The following is a 24,167-nucleotide window of genomic DNA, read 5'->3' as shown; positions in this document are numbered from 1 at the left end:
GCTCCCCTGCTTATAAAGCCTTTTGGGCGTTTTGGGCGATGTGCTTTGTCGTCGAATCGTACATGCGAAATCTACATATCGATTGAATGAAATCGTCGTTGTCCAACGACGGTCTGCGTTCCTACACTGGGCCTCCAATCAACGTTTCGCTGGCCCGGGCATGGTGCCCTGGCGTGGGATCTCAGAAAGCATAGCTATGAAAAACAAGGCATGGGCGATGGTGGCGACCGCTGCGGTGGCAGCGCTGGCATCGGGGGCGGTGTGGGCCGATCGCCTGCAGGATATCAAGCAGGCGGGGGTGCTGCGTGTGGCGGCCTTTGATGCCAATCCACCGTTTGGTTTTGTCGATCCCAAGACGCGCAAGATCGTGGGCCTGGATGTGGACTATGCACAGGCCTTTGCGCAGCGCCTGGGGGTCAAGCTGCAACTGGTGCCAACCAACCCGGCCAACCGCGTGCCGCTGCTGCTGTCGAATAAGGTCGACCTGGTGCTGGCCAATTTCACGATCACCGACGAGCGTGCCAAGCAGGTGGGCTTCAGCGTTCCCTACTTTGCCTCGGGCACGCAGTTCATCGCGGCCAAGGGCACGCTGACCTCGCCCGAGCAGCTGAACCAGCTGCGCATCGGTGTGGACAAGGGCACGACCAATGAGATCGTGCTGCGCGAGAAGCACCCGCAGGCGACCTTGGTGGCCTATGACGACACACCGTTTGCGTTCACCGCGCTGCGCAATGGCAATGTGCAGGCCATCTCGCAAGACGGCCCCAAGCTGGTCGGCCTGCTGGCCACCATCAAGGACAAGAAGGAGCGCGACAAGTGGGAGGTGCCGGCGTTCACGATCTCGAGCGACTACATCGGCGTGGGCATTCCCAAGGGGGAGGCGGCGCTGACGGACTTTGTCAACACTGCGCTGAAGGAGCTGGAGGCCAGCGGGCAGGCCGGCAAGATCTATGACACCTGGTTCGGGCCGCAGAGCGCCACGCCGCTGGTGCGCAATTTCAAGATCGGCGACAAGCCTTAACAGCACAGGTAGGGCACAACCCCGCGTCTGAGAAGGCGCGGGGCTGTGCCTTTTGGGGTCGGTGTTTATGCAATTTTTGATGTCCTGGCTGGAGCCGCTGTGGCCGCATCTGCTGGCGGGCAAGTACTGGCGCTGGCTGCTGGAAGGTTGGTGCACGACGGTGCTGGCCTCGCTGCTGGTGATTGCGGCGTCCACGGTGCTGGGCATAGGCTTTGCGGTGGCGCGCAGCGCGGCCTGGGCACCGCTGCGCTGGCTGGCGCTGGTCTACCTGTCGGTGTTTCGCAATACGCCGCTCTTGGTGCAGCTGTTCTTTTGGTACTTTGGCGTGCCCAGCCTGCTGCCACCGGCCTGGATGGCCTGGCTCAACCAGGCGCACAGCCTGGCGCTGGGGCCGTTCAGTCTGGTCTGGCCTTCGCTGGAGTTTGTCTCGGCCTGCATCGGCATGGTGTTCTATGCGACGGCCTATGTGGGCGAAGAAGTGCGCGCCGGCATCAACAGCGTGCCCGCCAGCCAGAGCCAGGCGGCGCGTTCGCTGGGCATGGTCGGCTGGCAGCTGCTGCGCCATATCGTGCTGCCCCAGGCGCTGGCGCGGGTCATCTCGCCGCTGATGGGCCAGTACATGAACATCGTCAAAAACACCTCGCTGGGCATGGCCATTGGCCTGGCCGAGCTGTCGTACCGGGCGCGCCAGGCGGAGGCCGAGACCTTCCAGTCCTTCCAGGTCTATGGCATCACCACCTTGCTCTACATCGTGCTGATCATCGGGCTGGAGCTGCTCAGCCAGCAGCTGGCCCAGCGCCGCCGCTGGGGCCGGGTGGAGGTGAGGCGCACATGAACTTTGCTGCACTGGGTGATGACTGGCTCTACCTGCTGGTCGGCACCTTTCCCGAAGGGCCGCCGGGCGGCGCCTTGCTGAGCCTGATCCTGAGCGCGGTCTCCGGCCTGCTTTCTGCCGTGCTGGGGCTGGCGCTGGGCATTGCGCTGGTGATGGGGCGGGGCCGGGCCTTGCAGTGCCTGCGGGTGCTGCTGGGTTTTTTGCGCGCCACTCCGGTGCTGCTGCTGATCTTCTGGATTTATTTTTTGCTGCCGGTGCTGTTCAAGCTGGATGTGCCGGGCAGCTTCTCGGTGGTCTGTGCGCTGTCGCTGGTCAGCGGCGCCTACCTGGCCCATGGCGTGGCCGCTGGCCTGCAGGCGATTGCGCCGGGCCAGTGGGATGCGGGCGCGGCGCTGGGCCTGACGCGCTGGCAGGTGCTGCGCAGCCTCATCCTGCCCCAGGCGCTGGCGGTGATGCTGCCCTCGTTTGTGAACCAGTGGGTGACCCTGATCAAGGACAGCTCGCTGGCCTATATCGTCGGCGTGGGCGAGCTGTCCTTTTTGTCCACCCAGGTCAATGCGCGGCTGATGGTGCACCCGGCCGAGGTGTTCCTGCTGGTGGGCGCGATCTACTGGCTGATGTGCTCGGCGCTGAACCTGCTGGCCTGGGCGCTGGCGCGGCGCAGCCAGCCGCATTTGGTACGCTGAGTTGGCACGCTGATGCGGGCATGAAAAAAGGACGCCAGGCGTCCTTTTGGGGGTGAGCACTGCTGCGCCGTGCTTACTGGTTCTTCAGCTCGGTGATGTAGGCATCGCGGGCCTGTACGCCCGTCGGGGTGAAGTCGGTGAACACGCCGTCGATGCCCAGGCGGTAGTAGGCCAGGAACTCCTGCACCGGGTCACCCTTGTAGATGCCGGCCAGGCGGCCCGCTTCGTTGCGGAAGGTGAAGCTGTGCACGATCAGGCCGGCCTTGTGGGCGTTGGCGATCAGGCCGGTGTCCTTCAAGGTGTTGACGTCCTTCAGGCCCGAACCATCCTTGTAGGGCACGACGGAGTGGGCCAGGATCTGGGGCTTCCAGGGGCCGATGCCGTCGGCATAGGTCTTGATCTCGGCCAGGCCGGCCGGGGTCTGCATCACGGCAAAGGTGCGGGCATCGCCAGCCAGGGTCCAGCTGTAGGGGCGGCCGCTGATGAAGGTCCATTCATCGGTGGTGATGTAGACCATCGAGCCGTCCTTGAGGTCGAAGTCATTGCCATCGATCAGCTGCACGCCCTTGGCCTTCATGCCGGCCTTGCGCAGGTACTTGAGGCTCTCGGGGTCAAAGCTCTGGATGTAGACGGCCGAGTCCTTGCTGTTGAGCTTGTTCTTCTCGAGCAGCGCCATCACGGCGTCTTCAAACGGGTGGCTGCCGCTGCCGCAACCATTGGCGATCGCCTGCTGGTTGTTCCAGTAGGGGTTCTTGGTTTCGGCATACACGGGGATGGTGCGGCCCAGCGACTTGCCCTTGGCCGCTGCGATGTCGATCACATCCTGGGCGCTGATCAGCGGCAGCTTGCCGTTCCACTCGGTGGGGCGGTCGGCGCGGTTGTCCAAGGTGGTACCGGCAATCCAGTCGCGCAGCTCCTGCATCGTGAAGTCACTGATCGACCAGTCATTGCTGTGGTCTTCGCCGTCGACGATCAAGGCCTTGAGCACCGATTTCTGGTTGCCCGGCTCGACCAGGTCCGTCAGGTACTGGCTGGGGCCGTTGGCCGGAATGGCGGGGTACTTCACATCGACCAGCACGCCGGGCATGGTGCGCTTGCGGGCTGCCACGGCGGCATTGGTCTTGGCTACGTCGGCGATGTTGGTGCTGTCGCTCAGCCAGGCGTTGTGGCGTGCCACCAGCTGGCAGTCACGCGTCATGTGCATGTCCAGCTCCAGCATGTCGGCGCCGGCATCGGCCGCCTTTTCGTAGGCCATGCGGGTCTGCTCGGGGTACATGCCCGAGTAGCCACGGTGGGCGATCACCTGGGGCTGCTTGCCGTCCAGGGTCTTGAAGCTGGGATCATCATCGCCGCCGCCACAAGCGGTCAGCAGCAGTGCGCCGCACAGGGCAGAGCCCAGCGCAGCCAGGCGAAATGTGGGTTGGTGTGTTGTCATCGTCCGTTGTCCCCAGGGTTGGTGAATCAGCAAGTGGATGGATGCTGCGGGGTCGGTATGACGGCACGGTGACAATGTAAAGCACGCGTCTGCGGCTCACAACAGGCGAGGTGTGCGGGCACTTGGCAGCTGTTGCTGCCGCCTGTAGAGAACACCCCCATCAACCGCTGCAGGCATCCAATTCCATGCACCAGCGTAGTGCAAGGCTGGGGGCTGGCCCAGTGTTTTCGATGCTGCAGCGCGGCAACTGTGGTGTTCTGTCCAATCGCCGATCAGGCGCGGCCCAACCACCAGACCAGGCCCAGCGCCAGCGCGGCGGGCACGGCGAAGTTGACGAGCAAGATGGGCAGCTCCTGCGCGACGGTGTAGCCGGCCTTGTGGACGCCGACCCACATATTGACCAGCACCACGCCCAGCCAGGCGGGGATGAAGTATTTGGCGGCGAGCATGATGCTGGCCGCATCGGCGCCCCAGAGCTTGCCCAGCAGGGCAAAGACGGCCAGCAGCAGCAAGCCGGTCAGCATGACCAAAATCATATGCATGGGCAACTCCTTGTGGTGGTGGGAGGGCGGCGCCCTCCCGGCCTTATTTTGTCGTATAGCCGCCGTTGATCAGAATCGTCTGGCCGGTGATCCACCAGCCATCGCTCACCAGGTGGCGCACAAAGGGCACCACGTCTTCGATGTCGGTCAGCCCCGTCTGGCTGAACGGCGACAGCGCCGCTGCGCTCTTGTGGTAGGCCTGCGCGTCGGCGCTTTCCTGGCCGTAGAAGAAGGGCGTGTCCATGGGGCCGGGGCCGACGGCGGTGACCGAGATGCCGCGTGCGCCCAGCTCCTTGGCCGCTGCGCGGGTGTAGTGCTCCACCGGCGCCTTGGTGCCCGCGTAGGAGGAATAAAACGGCGTGAACGCGCCCAGCAGCGAGGTGACCAGGGTGCAGATCTTGCCGCCATCATTCACCTGCTTGCCGGCCTCTTTCAGGAAGAAGAACGCAGCCTTGTTGTTGACCGCATCCATCTCGTCAAACTCGGCCTCGCTGATCTCGGACATCGGCTTTTTCAGCACCTTGCCCACGGTGTTGATCGCGATGTCGGGGCGGCCCAGCGCGGCCACGGTGTCGGCAAACAGCTTCTCCACAGCGGCGGCCGTGGTCAGGTCGCCTTGCAGGATCACGGCCTTGGTGCCCAGCTTTTGCAGCGCTGCCAGCGTCTGCTCGGCATCGGCCTTGCTCGCTGCGCTGTTGTAGTGGATGGCCACGGCCTTGGCGCCATGCTGGACAAAGTCGGTGGCCAGCAGGCCGCCCAGGTTCTTGGCGCCGCCGGCGATCAAAACGGTCTTGCCCTGCAGGCTGTGTTGGGGTTTGGACATGAAAAGCTCCTGGGGATAGGTCAGAGCTGTTCAGCGTAATTGGTCATGAAACAAAGATAAATATAGAATTTATTCCATGTTTATCCAGAATTTACTAACAATGAATGCGCAGGATCCGGGCCATGGACCGCATTGACCTGCTGCGCATCTTTTTGCGCGTCGCCGCGACCGGCAGCTTTTCCCAGGCCGCCGACCAGCTGGCGCTGCCCCGGCCCACGGTGTCGCTGGCGGTGCAGCAGTTGGAAACCCGGCTGGGCGCGCGCCTGCTCCACCGCACCACGCGCAAGGTGGCGCTGACGCTGGACGGCCAGGCGCTGGTGGACAGCGCCAGCAGCCTGGTCGATGAGATGCAGGACCTGGAGCAGCGCTTTCGCCCGCAGTCGCATGCGGTGGCCGGGCGCCTGCGCATCGATGTGCCCAGCCGTGTGGCGCGGCTGATCGTCGCCCCGGCATTGCCGGCGCTGCTGGCGCAGCACCCGGGGCTGGAGGTGGATCTGGGCTCCAGCGACCGGGCGGTGGACCTGGTGCAGGAGCACATCGACTGCGCCTTGCGTGTGGGCCCGCTGGCCGACAGCTCGCTGGTGGCCAAGGCGCTGGGCAGCATGGCGCTGATCAACTGCGCCAGCCCCGCCTACCTGGCCCGGCAGGGCAGGCCGCAGACTCCGGCCGATCTGGCAGCGCACCAGAGCGTGCACTACAACTCACCCACCAGTGGGCGCCCTGCCGCCTGGGCGTGGGTGGAGGGCGGCGCCGAGCACAGCATGGTGTTGTCCGGGGCCGTGGGCGCCAACCATGTGGAGAGCTATATCGCCTGCGCGCTGGCGGGCCTGGGCCTGATCCAGATACCGCGCTATGACGTGCAGGCGTATCTGCAATCGGGCGAGCTGGTAGAGGTGCTGCAGGGCTACCCGCCGCCTGCGCTACCGGTGCATGTGCTCTACCTGCACCGCGCGCAGCTTTCGCGCCGGGTGCGGGTGTTCATCGACTGGATCGCGCAGCTGCTGGTGCAGGCCGGAGCGATCGCGCCCGGCCCGCAGGGCTCCGCGTCCCGTCCATGACAAAGCGCCTCCCTGTACCAGCGGTACCAGGAGGCGCTTTGTAAGGCCCCGGGAGGCCTGATCGAACCGGTTAGGACAGCCGGGTCTTCAAGATGCGATGCGCTCAGTAGCGGCCACCGCCGTAACCACCTTGGCCATAGCCCACGTCCGAGCGACCGCCCGAACGCGCGCCTGCGTTGCTGTAGCCACCCGCGCCTCTGGACTCTTCCCGCGGGCGGGCCAGGTTGACGACGATCTGGCGTCCGTCCACGGACCGGCCATTGAGCGCGTCGATCGCTGCCTGGGCCACATCGGCCGAGGCCATTTCCACAAAGCCGAAGCCCTTGGAGCGGCCGGTGTCGCGGTCCATCATGACTTTGGCCGAGGTCACGGCACCGAATTCGGAGAAGTTCTCCTCAAGGCTGGCGTCGGTCACGGAGTAGGGCAGGTTGCCCACATAAATTTTGCTGCTCATGTCAGAGCCTTTCTGGAAGAGGTTGCGCGATGCTTGCGCAGGGGTGGGCGATGGACTGGAGAAACCAGGCCCTATCGCCAAGGGATGGGAGGGGTTGCCTGCCCGCGATCAGCAGACTGGGGGCTTGGGCATGGACGACTGCAGCCAGCCTTGGGTCACGGCAAAGATGCGCGCCGCCTCTGCGGAGGCAAATGTCTTGTCGAAGCGAAAGACCCGGCAGTAACTGCCGTTGCCTGGTGCGCGCTGGACGGAGAAGGAGGCGCCGAAGCGGCCATTGGCGGTCGGGTGGGTCGACGGCGAAACGAGGTACTTCCCGATGGAAATAAAAGTCTTGGAAATGGGTTGCAATCTGGGGTCAGCGGCTTGGGGGGCCGGTGTGAGCGTGTAGTACGCGGTTGACTGCTGCTCTGCAGATCAACCAGGCGAATGTCGCCAGGAACGCTGGATGCCGACTTGCGGGTCCACCAGCGGGAACCAGAGGCTTGCGCAGCGGCAAATACCTCTTGAACGGCATTCACTATAAAGCAATAGTTATAAAAAGTCTAATTTTTATTAACTTATTGCATAAAACAACACTGCAGATCAGCGTGCACCCGCAGCGCTCAGCATCTCCACCATCGCGCTGTAGCCGCGCTGCCGGGCATGGGCCAGCGGCGTCACGCCCTCCTTGTCGGCCAGGTTCACATCGGCCTTGGCATCGATCAAGAGCTGCAGGATCTGCTGGTGGCGCGGGCCGCCATCGCTCAGCACGATGGCCTCCATCAGTGCCGTCCAGCCCAGGCGGTTGACATGGTTCACATCGACGCCGGCATTGATGAGGGTGCGCACGGTCTCGACATGGCCGCGCTCGGCCGCCGGGATCAGCGCGGTGCCGCCATAGCGGTTGGTGCTGCGCAGGTCGGCGCCGTGGGCCAGCGTCATCTGCAGGATCTCCTGGTGGCCGCGTGCGCCGGCGTACAGGTAGGGGCTGTCTTCGATGTGGTCCTTGGCATTCACATCGGCACCAGCCTCGATCAAGGCCTTGGCCGCTGCCACCTGGTTGCTCTGTGTGGCTACCAGCAGCGGCGTGCGGCCCTGGGCATCGCGCGCATCGAGGGCGCTGGCGCCCCCGTTTTGCAGCAGTTGCTGGATGCGGCTGCCGTTGTTGGCGGCCGCTGCCTGGTGCAGGGCGAGCGTGGTCATGTTCTGTGCGTGGGCAGGGGGTTGCGTCAGTTGAAAGGCCAGGCCAAGGCAGAGGCTGAGCAAGGGGCGCATGGGGTCTCCTTTGAACAGGTTCTTACAGCGGGGGTATGGCAGCCGCGTCCATCCCCTCCAGTTCATATACTCCCAAAACCATAGCTGGTCTTGCAGGCTTAGTGGGTGCGAAAGGGCATTCTTGCACAGGAATGCCGGATGCCGGTGGAGATGAGAGACAAGGGAGTGCAGAGACGAATGGGCGGGAGCAACGAGCGAAAGCAGCAGCGCGGCCATGCGGCGCTGCTGGTGCTGGGCGGGGTGCTGATGGCGGCGCTGGGCGTGCTGCTGCTGTGGCTGTGGCTGCCGCTGCTGATAGCAGTGGCAGCAGGCGGGCTGGTGTTTGTGCTGCTGTCGCAAGCGGGCCGTATCGGCTGGATGCTGGAAGGGCGGCGCGCGCAGCGCGATCCAGGCTTGCTGATGGAGGACGGGCGGCTGCGCACGCCCGTGTGGCTGCCGTTTTACGCGATGCTGGCGGCCTTGCTGGCGACGGCTTGCGGCTGGATGGTCCTGTTCCTGTTGCCCGAGCGCCTGCACCCGGCCGAGATGCTGCAGATGGGCACGGGCCTGGCCGGCGCCATCGTGGTGCTGGTAGCGGTCTGGCTGCTGGGGCAGCTGAGCACCGGCTGGTCGCTGCTGCGCCAGGGCGAGGCCTGGAATGCGCGCCGCATGTCGCCCGAATGGTGGATCTGGGCGGCGATCGCCTTTGTGCCAGCAGCGCTGGCCATGGGCCTGATGGCGCCGGACCGGGCCGGGCTGCAGGTCTGGGGCCTGCAATGGCGCGGGTATGACAGCCAGCCGCTTCGCATCCAGCTGGCGCCCGCCCGCAACCCCGAACAAGCCCGCCTGCGCGACGCGGCCCTGCTGGAGCTGGTGCAGCCGATGTTGGTGCAGGGCAGCCGCCGTATTGCTGCCAGCATGCGCAGCCGCCACGGCACAAGCCACTGGAGCGCCGCCCTGCCAGCGCGCTACCGCCTGCAAGGCGATGTGCTCGATATCCAACTGGCGGGCCGCCTGGAGCCGGAGGGGCTGCAGCGCTATGCACAGCAACTGCAGCAACTGGGCGCGGGCGACCACCGCGCCCTGCGCTGGTTGGTGGCGGCGCAATGCCTGCCGGCCCCCCATGCGATGGCAGCCTTGAGCGCGGCCGCGCGGCGCGCGCAGTGGGCACAGGTGCAGGCCTGCGCGCAGCAGCGCAGCCAGGCCTTGCAAGCGCTGGGCGCGCAGCTGCAAGGGCAGATCGAGCAGGTGGATGTGTTGCCGCTGGCGCACTACCGGCCCTGGCCCCGGCGCGGTGGCTGGCAGGCGGTGGCCTTGCCCTCGGGGCAAGAGGCCTTGGATGCATTGCCGCTGCTGGCGCATTGAGGCCTGGCGCGGCGGCTTTTTACAGCGCCAGATCTGTCCACTGCCCCGGCTCCAGGCCATCGAGCGTGTAGGGGCCAATGGCCATGCGCACCAGGCGCAGCGTAGGGTGGCCGACGGCGGCCGTCATGCGCCGCACCTGGCGGTTGCGGCCTTCGCGGATGATGAGCTCGATCCAGCAATCGGGCACGCTCTGGCGCACGCGGATGGGCGGGTCGCGGGGCCACATCGCAGGCTGCGGATCGAGCATGCGCACCTGGGCCGGCAGGGTCTTGCCGTCTTTCAGGGCCACGCCATCGCGCAGCTGCTGCAAGGCAGCGGCATCGGGAATGCCTTCGACCTGCACCCAGTAGGTCTTGGCCATCTTGTGGCGCGGATCGGCAATGCGGGCCTGCAGCTGGCCGTCGTTGGTCAGCAGCAGCAGGCCTTCGCTGTCGCCATCGAGCCGGCCGGCGACATAGACGCCGGGCACGTCGATAAAGTCCTTGAGGCCCTGCCAGCGCCCCTCGGGCGTGAACTGGCTGACAACGCCATAGGGCTTGTGAAAACCCAACAGCCGGGGCGGGCCGGCCGGGTTTGCGGGTCTGGCAGGCTTGAGGAATTTGACCGGCCCGCCGCTCTTGCGCGGCCGCATGCGTGGCTCGGGCATCAGCGCTGCACGGGGCTCAGGGTGGCACGCAGGCGCTCGCCCGGTGCGGTCTCCGGGGGCGGGGGCGTGGTCTCCAGCGCTTCTTCGACATTGCCGATATGGGCCAGCATCAGTGCGCGGGCCTGCTCGGCATCGCCCCGCTCCAGCGCCTCGACAATGCTGGCGTGGTCCGCGCAGGACTGCTCGGCGCTGTGGTCGGACTGGTAGAGCGTCGCTGCCAGCGTGGTGCGGGCGGTCAGGTCGCGCAGGGTATCGGCCAGCAGGCGGTGGCCCATGTTCTCGGCCAGGCAGACGTGGAAATCGGCCAGCAGAAAGGCGCGCGTGGCCGCGTCGGCGCCCTGGATGGCGCGCTGCTCCTCATCGATATGCAGGCGCAGCTGGCGGATCACCTGCTGCATCGGGCGGCCTGCGGTCTCCAGGATGCCCGCTTCGATGATGCGCCGGGCGGCAAAGGCGTCGCGTGCCTCCTCGGCACTGGGCTGCACCACATACCAGCCCCGGCGCGGCTGCACCTGCACAAAGCCGCGCGCCTGCAGCTGCATCAGCGCCTCACGCACCAAGGTGCGGCTGACCGAGAAGTTGTCCGCCAGCGCCTGCTCTCCCAGGCGCTCCCCGGGCGAGAGCTTCTGCGCGAGGATGGCTTCGACGACGCGTTCTGCAATGGTGGTGGGGCTGACAGCAGTCATGGGCTCAGGCGTGGGGTGTAGACAGCTCCGATTGTGCCGTGTCTTGCGGTAGTTTCTCGCCATTGAGCACCTTATGGGCCCGTTCGCGGTCGATATCGCCCTCCCAGGAGGCAATCGCCACGGTGGCCACGCAGTTGCCGATCAGGTTGCCCAGCGCCCGGGCAATGCCCATGAACCAGTCCACCGACAGCACCAGCACCAGGCCGATGGCCGGGATGGCGGGGATCGCATGCAAGGTGGCGGCAAGCACCACAATCGCCGAGCCGGGCACGCCGTGTGCGCCCTTGGAGGTCACCAGCGCAATGGCCAGGATGGTCAGAAGATCGGTCATCGAGATCGGCGTATTGGTGGCCTGGGCAATGAAGACCGCCGCCAAGGTGATGTAGATCGAGAATGCATCGAGGTTGAAGGAGTAGCCGGTGGGGATCACCAGGCCGACGGTGGAGTCGCGGATGCCCAGGTGGCGCAGCTTGGCCATGATCTGGGGCAGCACGCTGTCCGACGAGGTGGTGGCAAACACCACCATCAGCTCTTCACGCAGGTAGCGCAGCAGCTTGATGAGGCTGAAACCCGAGACCCGCATCGCAAAGCCCAGCACCACAAACACAAAGAAGGCGACGGCCACATAGAACAGCAATACCAGCATGCCCAACTGCTTGAGCGAGCCCACGCCGTACTGGCCGACGGTAAAGGCGATCGCGCCCAGCACACCCAGCGGCGCGAGCTTGATGATGATGCCCATCACCTTGAACAGCACATGCGACATCGTGTCGATCAGCAGGCTGACCGGCGCGCCGCGCTCGCCCAGCATGGTCAACCCGCAGCCAAACAGCACGGCAAACAGCAGCACCTGCAGCACATCGCCGGTGGCAAAGGCCTGCACCACGGTGGTGGGGATCAGCTTCATCAGGAAGTCGACCGTGCCGCCGCTGGTCAGCTTGTCGGCATTGCTGGCGTAAGCGCTCATGGCCGAGGCATCGAGCTTGCTCGGGTCCACGTTCATGCCTGCACCAGGTTGGAACACAAAGGCCAGCACCAGGCCCAACACCAGCGCGATGGTGGTCAGCACCTCGAAGTAGATCAGCGCCTTGACGCCAACCCGGCCCACGCGCTTGAGGTCGCCTGCGCCCGCAATGCCATGCACCACCACGCAGAACACCAGCACCGGGATGATCATCTTGATGAGCTTGATGAAACCATCGCCCAAAGGTTTGAGCTTGACGGCCCACTCCGGCACCAGCAGCCCGATGAGGACCCCCACGATAAGAGCCACCACCACCTGCCCGAACAGCGATCTGACAAAACGACGCATACGCATTCCTTTTCGGTTTGTATACAAGTTGTAAATTTCTTGTATGCAAAATGTACCCATGCACATACCGATCAGTGAACAGGGATTACCCGTGAGCGTTCACCGACTTGTGCAGCCTGGGAGACACAAGCAAAAAGCCTGCCATGCAAGTTGCAAGACAGGCTTTGTATGCAAGGAATGCTGCGTTCAACGCAGCCTATGAACAGGTTTTTCGGCAGGGCCAGCGCGTGCCGATCAGGCCTTGTCGACGGCGGCGACCACCACCACTTCGATCTTGTAGGCGGGGTTGCCCAGCGTGGCCTGCACGGTGGCGCGGGGCGGCGTGTGGCCGGGGGCCACCCAGGCGTCCCAGACGCTGTTCATCTGGCCGATCTCGCTGATGTCGGTCAGGTAGATCTGGCACTGCAGGATGCTGGCCTTGCTCGATCCGGCCTCGCCCAGCAGGCGGTCGATATGGCCCAGCACTTCCTGGGTCTGGGTGACGATATCGGCGCCGGGGTTGTTCTCGGGGATCTGGCCGGCCAGGTAGACGGTGCCGTTGTGGATGGCGATTTCGGACAGGCGGGCGCCGACGTGGCGGCGGTCGATGGCAGAGGTCATGCTCGTCTTTCGGTAACAGAGATAGAGGGTGGGGATGTGCAAAAATCATAGCGCATCACAAGGATGGTGCGCAGGCACAAGGCTGTTGCGGCACAATGGCCCTCTTCGCCGTTGCAGCCTCTGTCGCCCACCATGACTGACCGTTTTTCCGATGCGCTTCAAGCGCTGAACCAGCCCGTTTGGGATGCCTGCATCCAGCACCGCTTCATTGGCGAGATGCGGGCCGGCAGCTTGGATGACGCGGTGCTGCGCCGCTACCTGGTGCAGGACTACCAGTTCATCAACCAGTTTGTGGCGCTCTTGGGCGCGGCCATCGCCAGCGCCGATAGCTTTGCGCCGCGCGTGCGCCTGGCGCAGTTTGCGGCCATGATCACCAGCGATGAGAACACCTATTTCCAGCGCAGCTTTGACGCGCTGGACGTGTCCCAGCAGGAGCGCGATACGCCGCCGCTGACGCTGCCCACGGTGCAGTTCCAGGCGCTGATGGGGCAGGCCGCGCGCAGCCAGAAATACGCCAACTGCCTGGCCGTGCTCTGCGTGGCCGAAGGCCTGTACCTGGATGGCTTTGACCAGCCCGGCCAGACCCTGCCGCCGCGCTTTGAACATGCCGAATGGATCAGCCTGCACGCCAATGCCTTCTTCCGCGATTTTGTTGGCTGGCTGCGCGCTGAGCTCGACCGCATGGGCGAGAGCATCGAGCCCGACGCGCGTGCCGAGGCGGCCGATTATTTCAGCCGCGCGGTGGCGCTGGAGCAGGCGTTTTTTGACCATGTCTACCAGCCGGCAAGCGCCGACTGAAGCCCGGCACCCCGGATACGGAACCCATCACCACCGCCGCCCCCAGGCCGCGCGGCCCACCCTCCAGCGAGTCACCCCATGCTCAGCATTCAAGACATCCGCGACGCCGCCCAGCGCATCCAAGGCAAGGTCGAGCGCACGCCCTGCCTCTACTCCCACACCCTGTCCCAGATCGTGGGTGCCAAGGTCTACCTCAAGTTCGAGAACCTGCAGTTCACGGCGGCCTTCAAGGAGCGCGGTGCCTGCAACAAGCTGATGCAGCTCAACGCCGAGCAGCGCGCACGGGGCGTGATTGCAATGAGCGCGGGCAACCATGCCCAGGGCGTGGCCTACCATGCGCAGCAGCTGGGGGTGCGGGCGGTGATCGTGATGCCGCGCTTCACGCCGGGCGTCAAGGTCGAGCGCACGCGCAGCTTTGGTGCCGAGGTGGTGCTGCATGGCGACACGCTGGAAGAGGCCCGCGCCCATGCCTATGCGATGGCCGAGGACCAGAAGCTGGTGTTTGTGCACCCCTTTGACGATGCCGACATTGCCGCCGGCCAGGGCACCTTGGCGCTGGAGATGCTCGAAGACCAGCCCGACCTGGACACCTTGCTGGTCGCCGTGGGCGGCGGGGGCCTGATCGCCGGCATGGCCACGGCCGCCAAGGCCGTCAAGCCCAGCATCCAGGTGGTGGGCGTACAGACCTCGCGCTTTCCCAGCATGGTCAATGCGGTGCAGCACCAGGACCTGCCCGTGGGCGTCTCGACGATGGCCGAAGGCATTGCCGTGGCGACGGCCGGCCTGATCACGCGCGAGATCGTCGCCCGCACGGTGGACGACCTGGTACTGGTCGAGGAGAGCGATATCGAGCAGGCGGTGCTGATGCTGCTGGAGATTGAAAAGACCCTGGTCGAGGGCGCGGGATCGGTGGGGCTGGCGGCGCTGCTGCGCTACCCCGAGCGCTTTGCCGGCCAAAAGGTGGGCCTGGTGCTGTCGGGCGGCAATATCGATCCGCTGCTGCTGGCCTCCATCATCCAGCGCGGCATGGTGCGCTCGGGGCGGCTGGCGCGCCTGCGCATCAGCTCGCGCGATGTGCCCGGCATGCTCGCGCGCATCACGGCCATCGTGGCCGAGGCGGGCGCCAACATCGAAGAGGTGCACCACCAGCGCGCCTTCACCAAGCTGGCCGCGCAAAACACCGAGATCGACATCGTGCTGCAGACCCGCAGCAAGGCGCATATCGATGAGGTGGTGGACAAGCTGCGCGCCGTGGGCATGCAGGTCGATCTGGCCTGAGCAACCGGGCATCATGCCGGCCAGGCTGCATGGCCGGTTTGATGCACATCAGGCGCTGCCGAGAAAAGCGGCGCCGTAGTTCTTCAGAACGATGGCAGGGCGCAGGCCATCGTTCTTGCGGCGCGGCCTGATGCGCTAACCGGTGGATGGTGCGCTGCGCGCTGGCGCAGCACAGTAGGGGCAGACCAACAACATCTGCCCCCACCATGGATTCCGCCACTGCCCCTCCTGCTGTCTCGCGCCAGGCCTGGAGCGTGCTCGCCGTCAGCACGCTGGCCTTCACCGTCTGCTTCATGGTGTGGATGATGTTCGGCGTCATCGGCATCCCGCTCAAGCAGCAACTGGGCCTGAACGCGACCGAGTTCGGCCTGCTCACCGCCATGCCGGTGCTCTCGGGCTCGCTGGTGCGGGTGCCGCTGGGCATCTGGACGGACCGCTTTGGCGGCCGCACCGTGATGACCGTGCTGATGGCCGTCACCGTGCCGGCCGTCTGGCTCATGGCCTACGCCACGCAGTACTGGCAGTTCCTCGTCATCGGCCTGTTTGTCGGTCTCGCTGGCGGCTCGTTCTCGGTGGGCACGCCCTATGTGGCGCGCTGGTTTCCCAAGAGCCGCCAGGGCATGGCCATGGGCGTCTATGGCGCGGGTAACTCCGGCTCGGCCGTCAACAAGTTTCTGGCCCCGGCGCTGTTGGTGGCGGGCGGCTGGGCGCTGGTGCCCCAGGTCTACGCGGCCATTCTGGCCGGCACCGTGGTGCTGTTCTGGCTGTTCAGCGCGCATGACCCGCGCCACCTGGTCGCCAACAACGTCCGCTTTGTCGACCAGCTGCAGGCCTTGAAGGACCCGCGCGTGCTCAAGTACTGCCAGTACTACAGCATCGTCTTTGGTGGCTATGTGGCGCTGGCGCTGTGGATGGTGCAGTACTACGTGGGCGAGTACGGCCTCGACATCCGTGTCGCCGCCTTGCTCGCGGCCTGCTTTTCGCTGCCCGGCGGCGTGCTGCGCGCCATTGGCGGTGTGCTGTCCGACAAATACGGCGCCCACAAGGTCACCTGGTGGGTGATGTGGGTGAGCTGGGTCTGCCTGTTCCTGCTGAGCTACCCGCAGACCGATTTCACGATTGCCACGGTCAACGGCCCCCAGACCTTCCACCTGGGCCTGAACGTCTACAGCTTCACCGCGCTGATGGGTGTGCTGGGCGTGGCCTTTGCGTTCGGCAAGGCCAGCGTCTTCAAGTACATCGGCAACGACTACCCCGACAACATCGGTGCCATCAGCGGCATCGTGGGCCTGGCCGGCGGCCTGGGCGGCTTTGTGCTGCCCATCCTGTTCGGCCTGCTGCTCGACCTGACGGGCCTGCGCTCCAGTGCTTTCATGCTGCTCTACGGTGTGGTCTGGGTCTCGCTGATCTGGATGTACTGGACCGAGGTGCGCCGCACCGATGTGATGGGCCCCGCTGCGGGCCGCAAGGCCTGACAGCCGCCATCGATTTCTGCTGGAAAGACTCTCCATGACAAGCAACACCCCCTCTGCGCCGCGCCGCGGCAGCACCTTGACGATCTGGACCCCGGAGGACAAGGCCTTCTGGGAAAAGGAGGGCGAGGCCATCGCCAAGCTCAATTTGTGGATCTCCGTGCCGGCCCTGTTCCTGGCCTTTGCCGTCTGGCAGGTCTGGAGCGTGGTCGCCGTCAGCCTGCCGGGCCTGGGCTTTCAGTACTCCACCAACCAGCTGTTCTGGCTGGCGGCCGCGCCTGCGCTGTCGGGTGCCACCTTGCGCATCTTCTACTCCTTCATGGTGCCGCTGGTGGGCGGCCGGCGCTGGACGGCGATCTCCACTGCCAGCCTGCTGATCCCGGCGATCGGCATCGGCGTGGCCGTGCAGGACCCGGCCATACCCTACCCGACGATGCTGATCCTGGCGCTGCTGTGCGGCCTGGGCGGGGGCAATTTCAGCTCCAGCATGGCCAACATCAGCTACTTCTTCCCCAAGGACCGCAAGGGCTCGGCGCTGGGCGTCAATGCCGGCCTGGGCAACCTGGGCGTGTCGGTGGTGCAGTTCCTGAGCCCCATCGTCGTCACCGTCGGCCTGCTGGGCATCTTTGGCGGTGAGCCGCAGACCATCAGCCAGGGCGGGGTGCAGGTCCAGGTCTGGATGCAGAACGCCGCCTTCATCTGGGTGCCCTGGATTGCGCTGACCTCGGTCGTTGCCTGGTTCGGGATGAACGATGTGGCCGATGCCAAGGCCTCGGTGGCTGCGCAGGCCGCCATCTTTGTGCAGCCCCACAACTGGATCATGTGCCTGCTCTACCTGGGCACCTTTGGCTCCTTCATCGGCTTTGCCGCCGGCTTTCCGCTGCTCATCAAGGGACTGTTCCCCGCCATCAACCCGCTGGCCTACGCCTGGCTGGGCCCGCTGGTGGGCGCGCTGGTGCGGCCCTTTGGTGGCTGGCTGGCCGACAAGGTCGGTGGCGGGGTGGTCACGTTCTGGAACTTTCTGGTGATGGCGCTGGCCGTGCTGGGCGTGCTGTGGTTTTTGCCCAAGGGCACGGGCAGCTATGCGCTGGCCTGGGGGCCGCAGGCGGGCAGCTTCACCGGCTTTTTTCTGATGTTCCTGGTGCTGTTTGTCACCACCGGCATCGGCAATGGCTCCACCTTCCGCATGATCCCCGTGATCTTCAACCAGCTGGCCACGCAAGGCGCGGGCAAGGATGCGGCCTCGCAGGCCGCCGCCCTCAAGGAAGGCAATGTGCTGGGCGCCGCCGCCGTCGGCTTTGCCGGCGCACTGGGTGCCTACGGGGGCTTTTTCATTCCCAAGAGCTATGGCAGCTCGATCGCATCCACCGGCGGGCCCGAGGCCGCGCTGTGGGTGTTTTCTGCCTTCTATCTGCTGTGCGCTGTGGTGACCTGGTGGTGCTATGCCCGCCGCAACGCCGCGATGCCCTGCTAAAGGCTCCAGAGCCTGGACCCCACGAGAAAGAGAACCGTTATGAGCCATTTCCTCGACCGACTCACCCACTTTCGCCTGCCCAAGGAGAGCTTTGCCGGCGGCCACGGCCGCACCACCGGCGAAGACCGCACCTGGGAGGACGCCTACCGCGCCCGCTGGGCGCATGACAAGATCGTGCGCAGCACCCATGGCGTCAACTGCACGGGCTCCTGCTCCTGGAAGATCTATGTCAAAGGCGGCATCGTCACCTGGGAAACCCAGCAGACCGACTACCCGCGCACGCGCTGGGACATGCCCAACCATGAGCCGCGCGGCTGCGCCCGGGGTGCGAGCTACAGCTGGTATCTGTACAGCGCCAACCGGGTCAAGTACCCGATGGTGCGGGGCCGCTTGCTCGAGCGCTGGCGCGCTGCGCTCCAGGTGGCCAAAACGCCGGTCGATGCCTGGGCCCTGATTGCGCAGGACGATGCCGCACGCCGCGACTACCAGCAGGTGCGTGGCCTGGGCGGCTTTGTGCGCTCGACCTGGGACGAGGTCAACCAGCTGGTGGCCGCTGCGAACGTCTACACCATCAAGCAACACGGGCCCGACCGCATCATCGGCTTCTCGCCCATCCCGGCGATGAGCATGGTCAGCTACGCGGCCGGCAGCCGCTACCTGAGCCTGATCGGTGGCGTCTGCATGAGCTTTTACGACTGGTACTGCGACCTGCCACCGGCCAGCCCCCAGGTCTGGGGCGAGCAGACCGACGTGCCCGAATCGGCCGACTGGTACAACAGCAGCTACATCATTGCCTGGGGCTCGAACGTGCCGCAGACGCGCACGCCCGATGCCCACTTCTTCACCGAGGTGCGCTACAAGGGCGCCAAGACGGTGGCCGTGACCCCCGACTACAGCGAGGTGGCCAAGCTCTCCGATGTCTGGCTGCACCCCAAGCAGGGCACCGATGCGGCGCTGGCGATGGCCATGGGCCATGTGGCGTTCAAGGAGTTCTACTTCGACAAGCGCAGCGAATACTTTGACGGCTACGCGCGCCGCTACACCGACCTGCCGATGCTGGTGCTGCTCGAGAGCAAGACCCTGGCCGATGGCAGCGTGGTGCAGGTGCCTGGCCGCTACCTGCGCGCCAGCGATTTCAACGGCAAGCTCGGCCAGGACAACAACCCCGAGTGGAAGACCATGGCCTTTGACAGCCAGGGCCGCGCCGTGCTGCCCCATGGCTCCATCGGCTTTCGCTGGGGCGCCGAGGGCCGCGATGACGCGGGCAAGTGGAACCTGGAGTCCAAGGAAGCGCGCCATGGCGACGAGGTCACCCTCAAGCTCTCGGTGCTGGAAGACGGCAGCCAGGCCCATGAGATTGTCGATGTCGGCTTTCCCTACTTTGGCGGCATTGCCACGCCGCATTTCACCGCCAACGAACAGCAAGGCGATGTGAGCCGCGCCAAGGTGCCGGCCGTGCGCCTGCGCCTGGGCAGCGATGGTGAGTACCACGAGGCCCTGGTGGCCACCGTGTTCGACCTGCAGGCCGCGCAATACGGCATCAACCGGGGGCTGGGCAGCGGCGCTGCCAGCTACGGCGACGATGCCGCCTACACGCCCGCCTGGGCCGAGAGCATCACCGGCGTGCCGCGCGAGCAGATCACGATGGTGGCGCGCGAGTTTGCCGCCAATGCCGACAAGACCCAGGGCAAGTCCATGGTCATCATCGGCGCGGCGATGAACCACTGGTACCACTGCGACATGAACTACCGGGGCGTTATCAACCTGCTGATGCTCTGCGGCTGCGTGGGCCAAAGCGGCGGCGGCTGGTCGCACTATGTGGGCCAGGAAAAGCTGCGCCCCCAGACCGGCTGGACCGCGCTGGCCTTTGCGCTCGATTGGGCACGCCCACCACGCCAGCAGAACTCGACCAGCTTCTTCTACGCCCACACCGACCAGTGGCGCTATGAGAAGCTCGGCCTTGAAGAGATCGTCAGCCCGCTGGCCGACCGCAGCCAGTACGGCGGCAGCATGATCGACTACAACGTGCGCGCCGAGCGCATGGGCTGGCTGCCCAGCGCGCCGCAGCTCAAGACCAACCCCTTGTCGATAGCAGCCGCCGCCGATGCCGCCAACCTGGCGCCGCGCGACTATGTGGCCCAGGGCCTCAAAAGCGGCAGCCTGGCGATGAGCTGCGAAGACCCCGACGCGCCCGAGAACTGGCCGCGCAACCTGTTTGTGTGGCGTAGCAACCTGCTGGGCTCCAGCGGCAAGGGCCATGAATATTTCTGCAAGCACCTGCTGGGCACCGACAACGGCGTGCAGGGCAAGGACCTGGGCCCGGATGACGCCAAGCCCGAAGAGGTGACCTGGCATGTCGATGCGCCCCAGGGCAAGCTCGATCTGCTGGTCACCCTGGACTTCCGCATGAGCACTACCTGTCTGTACTCGGACATCGTGCTGCCCACGGCCAGCTGGTACGAGAAGAACGACCTCAACACCAGCGACATGCACCCCTTCATCCACCCGCTGTCGGCAGCGGTCGATCCGGTGTGGGAATCGCGCTCGGACTGGGAGATCTACAAGGGCTTTGCCCAGTCCTTCAGCGAGGTCTGCGTGGGCCACCTGGGCGTGGAGCGCGACACCGTGCTGACCCCGCTGATGCACGACACCCCCGCCGAGCTGGCCCAGCCCTATGGCGTGGCCGAGTGGAAAAAGGGCGAATGCGCGCTGATCCCCGGCAAGACCGCGCCGCAGGTCAGCGTGGTGGAGCGCGACTACCCCAACACCTACAAGCGCTTTACCGCACTGGGCCCGCTGATGGACCAGCTGGGCAATGGCGGCAAGGGCATTGGCTGGCAGACCGGCACCGAGGTCGAGCAGCTGGGCCAGTTGAATGGCCTGACCACCGAGCCGGGCGTGACCGAGGGGCGCCCGCGCATCGTCAGCGACATCGACGCCTGCGAGACCATCTTGCAGCTGGCCCCGGAGACCAATGGCCATGTGGCGGTGAAAGCCTGGGAGGCGCTGGAGAAGGTGACGGGCCGCGCGCACAAGCACCTGGCGATCTACCGCGAGGACGAGAAGATCCGCTACCGCGACATCCAGGCGCAGCCGCGCAAGATCATCAGCTCGCCCACCTGGAGCGGCATCGAGAGCGAGACCGTCAGCTACAACGCCGGCTACACCAATGTGCATGAGCTGATCCCATGGCGCACCCTCACCGGCCGCCAGCAGTTCTACCAGGACCACCCCTGGATGGTGGCCTTTGGCGAGGGCTTCTCCAGCTACCGTCCGCCGGTGGACATGAAGGCCACGGCCGGCATGCAGGGCATCCAGCCCAATGGCCACCCCGAGATCCAGCTGAACTTCATCACGCCGCACCAGAAATGGGGCATCCACAGCACCTATACCGACAACCTGTTGATGCTCACGCTCAACCGGGGTGGGCCGGTGGCCTGGATCAGCGAGGAGGACGCCCAGCGCGCTGGCATCGAGGACAACGACTGGATGGAGATGTTCAACCTCAACGGCGCCGTTGCCGTGCGGGCGGTCGTCAGCCAGCGGGTCAAGCCCGGCATGGTGATGATGTACCACGCGCAGGAGAAGATCATCAACACGCCCGGCAGCGAGATCACCGGGGTGCGCGGCGGTATCCACAACTCGGTTACGCGCATTGTGCTCAAACCCACGCACATGATTGGCGGCTACGCGCAGTACAGCTACGGCTTCAACTACTACGGCACCATCGGCACCAACCGCGACGAGTTCGTCGTGGTGCGCAAGATGGCCAAGGTGGACTGGCTGGACACGCCGCGCGATGACCACCTGGCCGCCGCCTACCAGGCCCAGGGCGAGAACCCCTGAGCGCCGCGCAAAAGGAGTCCCCGCCATGGCACTGACCCACACCCCTGCTGGCGCCATCTTCTCGGCGCGGCCCCTGGCGGCCGCGCTGGGCGAGTCGCGCTCGTACACCTTGGTGCGCGATGGCGATCTGCAGATCTTCCGCCTGGTGCTGCAGGCCGGCCAGTCGCTGCAGCGCCACCAGGTGCCAGAGCGCATGGTGATCCAGTGCATCGAGGGGCAGTTCCTGTTCGAGACCATGGCCCGCCAGCTGGCCATGGCGCCCGGTGACTGCTGCCATATCGCCGCGGGCGAGCCCCACGCCGTGCATGCCCAGGAGGCCGCCTCGGCCCTGGTCCTGCTTTTCGCACCGACCCCCACACCAACCCCCACGGAGAACCCAACATGAAGGTTCGCGCACAAATCGGCATGGTCCTGAACCTGGACAAATGCATCGGCTGCCATACCTGCAGCGTCACCTGCAAGAACGTCTGGACCAACCGCCCCGGCGTCGAGTACGCCTGGTTCAACAACGTCGAGACCAAACCCGGCATCGGCTACCCCAAGGAATGGGAAAACCAGGAGCGCTGGAATGGCGGCTGGGTCCGCAAGGCCGATGGCTCCATTGCGCCGCGCCAGGGTGGCAAATGGCAGCTGTTGATGAAGATCTTCGCCAACCCCAACCTGCCCGAGATCGACGACTACTACGAGCCCTTTACCTTCGATTACGAGCACCTGCAAACTGCCAAGGAGATGAAGGCCGCGCCCACGGCCCGGCCGCGCAGCCTGATCACCGGCCAGCGCATGGACAAGATCGTCTGGGGCCCGAACTGGGAAGAGATCCTGGGCGGCGAGTTCAGCAAGCGCAGCAAGGATGTGAACTTCGACGAGGTGCAAAAGGACATCTACGGTCAGTTCGAGAACACCTTCATGATGTACCTGCCGCGCCTGTGCGAGCACTGCCTCAACCCCGCCTGCGTGGCCAGCTGCCCCAGCGGCAGCATCTACAAGCGCGAGGAAGACGGCATTGTGCTGATCGACCAGGACAAATGCCGGGGCTGGCGCATGTGCGTCTCGGGCTGCCCCTACAAGAAGATCTACTACAACTGGAAAAGCGGCAAGGCCGAGAAGTGCATCTTCTGCTACCCGCGCATCGAGGCGGGCCAGCCCACCGTCTGCTCCGAAACCTGCGTGGGCCGCATCCGCTACCTGGGTGTGCTGCTGTATGACGCAGACCGCATTGAAGCAGCGGCCAGTGTCACCCAGGACAAGGACCTGTACCAGGCCCAGCTCGATATCTTCCTCGACCCCCACGACCCGGCGGTGATCGCCCAGGCGCGGGCCGATGGCATCCCCGAGGCATGGCTGATCGCGGCCCGCAACAGCCCCGTCTACAAGATGGCGGTGGACTGGCAGGTGGCCCTGCCGCTGCACCCCGAGTACCGCACCTTGCCGATGGTCTGGTATGTGCCGCCGCTGTCGCCGATCACCGCCGCCGCCCAGGCCGGCCATGTGAGCGCCAATGGCGAGCTGCCCGATGTGAACCAGCTGCGCATCCCCGTCAAGTACCTGGCCAACCTGCTCACCGCAGGCGACACGGTGCCGGTGGTGCGCGCGCTGGAGCGCATGCTGGCCATGCGCGCCTATCAGCGCGGCAAGCATGTCGATGGCCTGCCCAACGAGGCCGCTCTGCAGCAGGCCCAGCTGTCGGTGGCCCAGGCCGAGGAGATGTACCGGACCATGGCCATTGCCAATTACGAGGACCGCTTTGTGATCCCCACCACGCACCGCGAATACGCCGAGAACGCCTTCAATGTGCGCGGCGGCTGCGGCTTCTCGTTTGGCAATGGTTGCAGCGAAGGCGTGACCGACACCAGCCTGTTCGGCAGCGAGAAAAAACGCACCATCCCGATCCAGGCGAGCCTCTGAGGAGAGACGACATGAAAGACAGCATCAGCTTTACCTTGCGCGCACTGGCCCACCTGCTGCGCTACCCCGACGCCGCGATGCGCGGCCACCTGGTCGACATCCACACGGCGCTCAACGCCGAAAACGCGCTGGGCCATGTGCGCCGCAGCGAGCTGGACGCATTGATGGACCGCCTGCTGGCCGAAGGCATGGATGCCGAGGCCATCTATGTGGACCTGTTTGACCGGGGCCGTGGCACTGCGCTGCACCTGTTCGAGCATGTGCATGGCGACTCGCGCGACCGGGGCCCGGCGATGGTCGACTTGGTCCAGACCTATGAGCAGGCCGGCCTGCTGCTCGACCCTGCCGAGCTGCCCGACCACATGACCGTGCTGCTGGAGTTCGCCTCCACCCAGCCGACCTTGGAGGCGCGCGCCTTCATCGGTGAGTTTGCGCACATCCTGCAATCCATCGCCGCGGCGCTCGGCCGCCGGCACAGCGACTACGCCGCCGTCGTGTCGGCCGTGCTCGATCTGGCCGGCCAGCCGCTGGTGGCCGACACCCCCGCTGCGCCGCTGCCCGCCGACGAGCCGCTGGACGCAAGCTGGGAAGAGCCCGCCGCCTTTGGCGGCTGCAACAGCCAGGGCCAGGCCGCACCGGGCAGCGCCCAACCCATCCACATCACGCGGCGCCAGCCACCCGCTGGCGCGGCCCGCTGA

23 protein-coding genes are annotated in these 24,167 nt (G+C 65.6%); 13 read left to right on the top strand and 10 right to left on the bottom strand.

The features are described from left to right. Positions 1–196 precede the first annotated feature (196 nt). The 3 genes from WH303_RS02660 (at position 197) to WH303_RS02650 (ending at position 2,542) form a co-directional block, all read left to right on the top strand. Positions 197–1,021, top strand: a complete 825-nt coding sequence (locus tag WH303_RS02660) for an ABC transporter substrate-binding protein (RefSeq protein ID WP_021025332.1) — start codon at positions 197–199, stop codon at positions 1,019–1,021. Between the two features lie 67 nt (positions 1,022–1,088). Next, a complete protein-coding gene (locus tag WH303_RS02655) occupies positions 1,089–1,856 on the top strand; it encodes an amino acid ABC transporter permease (RefSeq protein ID WP_339516794.1) in 768 nt (255 codons plus the stop codon). Beyond that, complete coding sequence (locus tag WH303_RS02650) at positions 1,853–2,542, top strand: amino acid ABC transporter permease (protein WP_339516792.1); 690 nt, start codon at positions 1,853–1,855, stop codon at positions 2,540–2,542. Before WH303_RS02655 ends, WH303_RS02650 begins: the two co-directional genes overlap by 4 nt. Before the next feature lie 73 nt (positions 2,543–2,615). Here the strand turns inward: WH303_RS02650 and WH303_RS02645 are convergent, their stop codons facing one another. From WH303_RS02645 to WH303_RS02635, 3 genes are all read right to left on the bottom strand, one after another. Next, a complete protein-coding gene (locus WH303_RS02645; RefSeq protein WP_339516790.1) occupies positions 2,616–3,977 on the bottom strand; it encodes a glycerophosphodiester phosphodiesterase family protein in 1,362 nt (453 codons plus the stop codon). A gap of 272 nt (positions 3,978–4,249) precedes the next feature. Continuing rightward, on the bottom strand, positions 4,250–4,519 hold the full coding sequence (locus WH303_RS02640; protein WP_339516788.1) for a hypothetical protein: 270 nt from the start codon (positions 4,517–4,519) through the stop codon (positions 4,250–4,252). Positions 4,520–4,562: 43 nt separating this feature from the next. Next, positions 4,563–5,342 (bottom strand): SDR family oxidoreductase, encoded by a 780-nt coding sequence (locus WH303_RS02635; protein WP_339516786.1) that lies wholly within the window; start codon positions 5,340–5,342, stop codon positions 4,563–4,565. A 122-nt stretch (positions 5,343–5,464) separates the two neighbouring features. Here WH303_RS02635 and WH303_RS02630 point away from each other — a divergent pair, with 122 nt between their 5' ends. Continuing rightward, positions 5,465–6,400, top strand: coding sequence for a LysR family transcriptional regulator (locus tag WH303_RS02630; RefSeq protein ID WP_339516784.1), 936 nt, complete (start codon positions 5,465–5,467; stop codon positions 6,398–6,400). Between the two features lie 103 nt (positions 6,401–6,503). Here the strand turns inward: WH303_RS02630 and WH303_RS02625 are convergent, their stop codons facing one another. The 3 genes from WH303_RS02625 to WH303_RS02615 all read right to left on the bottom strand — a co-directional run bounded on the left by WH303_RS02625 (position 6,504) and on the right by WH303_RS02615 (position 8,108). Beyond that, positions 6,504–6,854 (bottom strand): RNA recognition motif domain-containing protein, encoded by a 351-nt coding sequence (locus WH303_RS02625; protein ID WP_021025325.1) that lies wholly within the window; start codon positions 6,852–6,854, stop codon positions 6,504–6,506. Between the two features lie 108 nt (positions 6,855–6,962). Beyond that, positions 6,963–7,172, bottom strand: coding sequence for a hypothetical protein (locus WH303_RS02620; RefSeq protein ID WP_084635674.1), 210 nt, complete (start codon positions 7,170–7,172; stop codon positions 6,963–6,965). Between the two features lie 264 nt (positions 7,173–7,436). Then, complete coding sequence (locus WH303_RS02615; protein ID WP_021025323.1) at positions 7,437–8,108, bottom strand: ankyrin repeat domain-containing protein; 672 nt, start codon at positions 8,106–8,108, stop codon at positions 7,437–7,439. A gap of 177 nt (positions 8,109–8,285) precedes the next feature. Between WH303_RS02615 and WH303_RS02610 the strand changes: the two genes are divergently transcribed. Then, positions 8,286–9,452 carry a hypothetical protein gene (locus WH303_RS02610; RefSeq protein WP_339516781.1) on the top strand — a complete coding sequence of 389 codons (1,167 nt, stop codon included), beginning with the start codon at positions 8,286–8,288 and terminating at the stop codon, positions 9,450–9,452. 19 nt (positions 9,453–9,471) lie between these two features. Here WH303_RS02610 and WH303_RS02605 read toward each other — a convergent pair whose 3' ends face one another. From WH303_RS02605 to WH303_RS02590, 4 genes are all read right to left on the bottom strand, one after another. Next, on the bottom strand, positions 9,472–10,098 hold the full coding sequence (locus tag WH303_RS02605; RefSeq protein ID WP_339516779.1) for a pseudouridine synthase: 627 nt from the start codon (positions 10,096–10,098) through the stop codon (positions 9,472–9,474). Next, positions 10,098–10,784, bottom strand: a complete 687-nt coding sequence (locus WH303_RS02600; RefSeq protein ID WP_021025306.1) for a GntR family transcriptional regulator — start codon at positions 10,782–10,784, stop codon at positions 10,098–10,100. The genes WH303_RS02605 and WH303_RS02600 overlap by 1 nt, the downstream gene beginning before the upstream one ends. Before the next feature lie 4 nt (positions 10,785–10,788). After that, on the bottom strand, positions 10,789–12,096 hold the full coding sequence (locus tag WH303_RS02595; RefSeq protein ID WP_260718493.1) for a C4-dicarboxylate transporter DctA: 1,308 nt from the start codon (positions 12,094–12,096) through the stop codon (positions 10,789–10,791). A 234-nt stretch (positions 12,097–12,330) separates the two neighbouring features. Further along, on the bottom strand, positions 12,331–12,696 hold the full coding sequence (locus WH303_RS02590) for a RidA family protein (protein WP_021025308.1): 366 nt from the start codon (positions 12,694–12,696) through the stop codon (positions 12,331–12,333). A 132-nt stretch (positions 12,697–12,828) separates the two neighbouring features. On the opposite strand from WH303_RS02590, the gene WH303_RS02585 reads away from it, so the two are divergent. The 8 genes from WH303_RS02585 to narJ all read left to right on the top strand — a co-directional run bounded on the left by WH303_RS02585 (position 12,829) and on the right by narJ (position 24,167). Next, a complete protein-coding gene (locus WH303_RS02585; protein WP_339516772.1) occupies positions 12,829–13,494 on the top strand; it encodes a TenA family protein in 666 nt (221 codons plus the stop codon). 78 nt (positions 13,495–13,572) lie between these two features. Beyond that, on the top strand, positions 13,573–14,772 hold the full coding sequence (locus WH303_RS02580) for a threonine ammonia-lyase (protein WP_021025310.1): 1,200 nt from the start codon (positions 13,573–13,575) through the stop codon (positions 14,770–14,772). 206 nt (positions 14,773–14,978) lie between these two features. Beyond that, on the top strand, positions 14,979–16,247 hold the full coding sequence (locus WH303_RS02575) for an MFS transporter (RefSeq protein ID WP_021025311.1): 1,269 nt from the start codon (positions 14,979–14,981) through the stop codon (positions 16,245–16,247). Between the two features lie 34 nt (positions 16,248–16,281). Further along, entirely contained in the window at positions 16,282–17,718 is a 1,437-nt protein-coding gene (locus tag WH303_RS02570) for an MFS transporter (RefSeq protein ID WP_339516767.1), read from the top strand. 39 nt (positions 17,719–17,757) lie between these two features. After that, positions 17,758–21,564 carry a nitrate reductase subunit alpha gene (locus WH303_RS02565; protein WP_339516765.1) on the top strand — a complete coding sequence of 1,269 codons (3,807 nt, stop codon included), beginning with the start codon at positions 17,758–17,760 and terminating at the stop codon, positions 21,562–21,564. A 25-nt stretch (positions 21,565–21,589) separates the two neighbouring features. Then, the gene (locus WH303_RS02560) at positions 21,590–21,949 is read left to right on the top strand and encodes a cupin domain-containing protein (RefSeq protein WP_339516763.1); all 360 of its coding nucleotides are present in this window, start codon (positions 21,590–21,592) and stop codon (positions 21,947–21,949) included. Then, positions 21,946–23,469, top strand: coding sequence for a nitrate reductase subunit beta (gene narH / locus WH303_RS02555; RefSeq protein WP_339516761.1), 1,524 nt, complete (start codon positions 21,946–21,948; stop codon positions 23,467–23,469). Before WH303_RS02560 ends, narH begins: the two co-directional genes overlap by 4 nt. 11 nt (positions 23,470–23,480) lie before the next feature. Then, complete coding sequence (narJ, locus tag WH303_RS02550) at positions 23,481–24,167, top strand: nitrate reductase molybdenum cofactor assembly chaperone (protein WP_339516759.1); 687 nt, start codon at positions 23,481–23,483, stop codon at positions 24,165–24,167.

It is taken from the genome of Comamonas sp. MYb69, from assembly GCF_037479315.1.
Classification (GTDB): Bacteria; Pseudomonadota; Gammaproteobacteria; order Burkholderiales; family Burkholderiaceae_C; genus Comamonas.
This window is presented reverse-complemented; position numbering and strand designations above follow the sequence as displayed.